General features: G+C 42.1%; 5 protein-coding genes. All 5 read right to left on the reverse strand.

All coding sequences use genetic code 11. The features are described 5' to 3' along the window. Positions 1-78: 78 nt before the first annotated feature. The 5 genes from B9G53_RS00125 to B9G53_RS00145 are packed head-to-tail and all read right to left on the reverse strand — an operon-like array spanning position 79 to position 1,827. Entirely contained in the window at positions 79-411 is a 333-nt protein-coding gene (locus B9G53_RS00125; RefSeq protein WP_094528305.1) for a hypothetical protein, read from the reverse strand. A 10-nt stretch (positions 412-421) separates the two neighbouring features. Beyond that, complete coding sequence (locus B9G53_RS00130) at positions 422-1,123, reverse strand: hypothetical protein (RefSeq protein WP_141211650.1); 702 nt, start codon at positions 1,121-1,123, stop codon at positions 422-424. Positions 1,124-1,175: 52 nt separating this feature from the next. Continuing rightward, positions 1,176-1,427 (reverse strand): hypothetical protein, encoded by a 252-nt coding sequence (locus B9G53_RS00135; RefSeq protein WP_094528307.1) that lies wholly within the window; start codon positions 1,425-1,427, stop codon positions 1,176-1,178. Then, positions 1,424-1,621 carry a hypothetical protein gene (locus tag B9G53_RS00140; RefSeq protein ID WP_141211651.1) on the reverse strand — a complete coding sequence of 66 codons (198 nt, stop codon included), beginning with the start codon at positions 1,619-1,621 and terminating at the stop codon, positions 1,424-1,426. The genes B9G53_RS00135 and B9G53_RS00140 overlap by 4 nt, the downstream gene beginning before the upstream one ends. Before the next feature lie 11 nt (positions 1,622-1,632). After that, a complete protein-coding gene (locus tag B9G53_RS00145; RefSeq protein ID WP_094528309.1) occupies positions 1,633-1,827 on the reverse strand; it encodes a hypothetical protein in 195 nt (64 codons plus the stop codon). Positions 1,828-1,977: the final 150 nt, after the last annotated feature.

A 1,977-nucleotide genomic window follows, 5' to 3' on the forward strand; every position in this document is an offset into this window, starting at 1 on the left:
GCTGCATCTTTAACTGTGGCTTTGATTTCATCGCTGAAAATCACTCTCTTAGTCCTATATAAATTGAAAACAAGAATTTTATATCCCTATTTCTATAATCTTTGGTATCTTATTTCTTCGCAAACCCCTAAACGTCCGTTTTGCAGGTGGCATAAACTGCACATACCATTGTCCTTGACGACAAATTCCCAATCGTTTTACTCCATTGGGTATCCATCCTGAGTCAATGCGTTCATGCTGAAAGGCGGCTCTTACGGTGTCAGGGGATAGAAATTTATAGGTTTCTTTCTCTCCCTGTCGATATTGAAAGCAGTAATGTCCTCCTTTCAAAAATAGGAGTTTTGCCTCTGCTTCGATTAATGGATAGCCATCGGGCTTTAGGGCATCTTGGAATGGGTCTAGAGTTAGCATTTCTTTTTCCTCATGCCACAAGATAGTGGTTGTGTATTTTGGGATTCGTCTCTTTGCATCTGTTCCAAAGCCTGACCACTTTGATACAGTTTGCAGTGTCTCTATCTAACCAGTCAGTAAATTGTCGATACTTTTGCAAGATCGTTTGGGCTTCTGTATATGATTCTCTCAGCGTATCAATTACCTCTACTGTCCAATGAGCATCTACAATGTCATTTTCATAGGAGATATCCAGCCATAGATTTCCTGTGGACTGGGTTAGCATATCTAGCGCTATGGGTAAGTGGGTGATTGTCCCTCTTAACTTTTTGCATTCTTGACTTAGTTTTTCGTAATTGACGTAACTCGCGACAGGGGGAAAGTCCTGTTCCAATTCTCCCTCTAGGTCATTCCACGTATCACCATCTAATCCATGAATTAGGCTCATCAAGAATTTTTCGGTTGCGCCTAGTTCTTCAAAGTTATCGTAATACCATGAAGTGCCCAGTGGTTCTACGGGAATGTAGGAGATGCGTTCTGATTCTGCTAGCAATAATGGCAATGGGAAAAATTGTTCATCTAGTAAAGTCAGAAATTCTAGCTCTTTCTCACTATAAGTTTCAAGGCTAGCAACTTTAACACTAGCTTTTGATTGTTGATATGTGTCAGGATAGTAATACTGATACAGTTGCAGCATTGTTGCCCTTTGCTGGATTGCTTCGATGTATTCCACCGCTTTATCGGCAGTTCATGCTGCTAACCACTCGAATTTGGTTTTGTCCATCTCAAAATCCTCGGATCGTCATCGGCGCGGCGATCGGACTAGCTTTTTTCAGGTTGTCTAATGTCCTGTGGATGCACTGACTATGTTTTTGCGATTTTGTGGTTGCTTCGGTAAAGTCTTCTAGCCCGATTTCGCTTAACTCGATTAATTGAGTCCCTTGCTGTTGGTACTTCTCAATTTCCCAGAGTATCTCTAGCAAGGGGTTGATTTCTTCTGGAGCTTTCATCAAACTAGCGATCGCTGTCCCATTCATCGCACACCTTTTGTCCCTGCGAGTTTACAGACATCCACGAGGATATCGCCGTTGGCTTGCACGGTTCTTTCAATTTTCGAGTTCTTGATTCCTTCAAAATATAGACTGAGCGTTGCTCTAATCTGTTCATCACTACTCCCGATTTCAGGTGGTACGGGAATCGTCTGTCCTTCAATCTTGATGTTATAGTTCATTGCTGTTTCGCTCATAGTAAGGTCATCTGTTCTGGTTTTGAGGATACTAAAGATCTCTTGGCGATCGCGATTGGTTCTAAGTTTTCTTCTTCAATGGTCGGGATTTGATTTGCCAACTCACTGGCGGCATAGGCTTGGATTACCTCGGCTAGAGGTAATGGGATTGGTGCTAGTTCATTCAAACTTATAGTCCGAATTAAAGGCATTCCCTGCTCTCGGCAAATGGAAATTATGGTAGTCCTAAAAAGGAAAGGATGGAGGAAAATAAGACAAGAGTGTCTAATGTTACCGAGTTAGCCCATGACAGAGACTAGACCAAACTGCCCATCGTGCCATTGCGAGTCATTGGTAAAAAA

It is taken from the genome of Pseudanabaena sp. SR411, assembly GCF_002251945.1.
Lineage (GTDB): Bacteria > Cyanobacteriota > Cyanobacteriia > Pseudanabaenales > Pseudanabaenaceae > Pseudanabaena.

Bases quoted from the DNA above. Each gene is read 5' to 3' on its own strand.
- B9G53_RS00125 (WP_094528305.1), bottom strand. From the start codon at position 411: ATGCTAACTCTAGACCCATTCCAAGATGCCCTAAAGCCCGATGGCTAT.
- B9G53_RS00135 (WP_094528307.1), bottom strand. From the start codon at position 1,427: ATGAATGGGACAGCGATCGCTAGTTTGATGAAAGCTCCAGAAGAAATC.
- B9G53_RS00140 (WP_141211651.1), bottom strand. From the start codon at position 1,621: ATGAACTATAACATCAAGATTGAAGGACAGACGATTCCCGTACCACCT.
- B9G53_RS00145 (WP_094528309.1), bottom strand. From the start codon at position 1,827: ATGCCTTTAATTCGGACTATAAGTTTGAATGAACTAGCACCAATCCCA.